The organism is Burkholderia sp. ABCPW 14 (genome assembly GCF_001523835.1).
GTDB classification, from domain to species: domain Bacteria; phylum Pseudomonadota; class Gammaproteobacteria; order Burkholderiales; family Burkholderiaceae; genus Burkholderia; species Burkholderia mayonis.
Genome location: NZ_LOVS01000106.1, coordinates 1 through 611, shown reverse-complemented (window position 1 = coordinate 611; position 611 = coordinate 1). Strand labels below are relative to the sequence as shown.

Here is a 611-nt window from a genome sequence, read left to right as displayed (position 1 = left end):
CAAACTCCCAGGCCCCTCGACCAGGCACAGGCACCCGCGTCTTCCCAACGCCCCACCTCCCTTCTCACCCAACTCCTGCTCCAGCCATCGTCAGCCTTGTCTGCAGGCCTCGTCGCATCGCATGGCCACAGCGCCGCTTCAAGCCCCGCGCGCGGAGTGCTGTCCCGTTGAACTCGTCTCGTCGGCTCCGCTCGGCTGACCTGCGGCGGGATTTTGTAGCCAATCAGGCAGTGAGTTTCGCGTCGATATTATCGGAATCCAGCCAGGCTCGACGGACCGTGGCCGGAGGTTGGTAGCGATGAGCGCTGTGGGGCCGGCGCTCGTTATAGAACTGCCGCCAGCGTTCGATGAGCAACTTGGCCTCGGCGCGGCTGCGGAACCATTCGCGGTTTAGCAATTCGTCTCGCAGTTTGCCGTTGAAGCTTTCGACGAATCCGTTTTGCCATGGACTGCCAGGCGCAATGAAGGCCGGACCGATTGCAGCAGAGGTGGCCGCGCAAATTCGGACAACCGGATAAGTGGAACGGCTGGGGCCTGAGCCAGCGATAATGCAGGCAAAGGAACCCAAGAAATGACGAAGAGAACCCGAAGGACGCACTCAGCGGCGTTCA

1 pseudogene is annotated in these 611 nt (G+C 61.7%); it reads right to left on the bottom strand.

From position 1 onward, the window contains the following. Nucleotides 1-223 precede the first annotated feature (223 nt). Nucleotides 224-472 (bottom strand): annotated as a pseudogene (locus WS62_RS33895) (integrase core domain-containing protein); the annotation flags it as partial. Nucleotides 473-611: the final 139 nt, after the last annotated feature.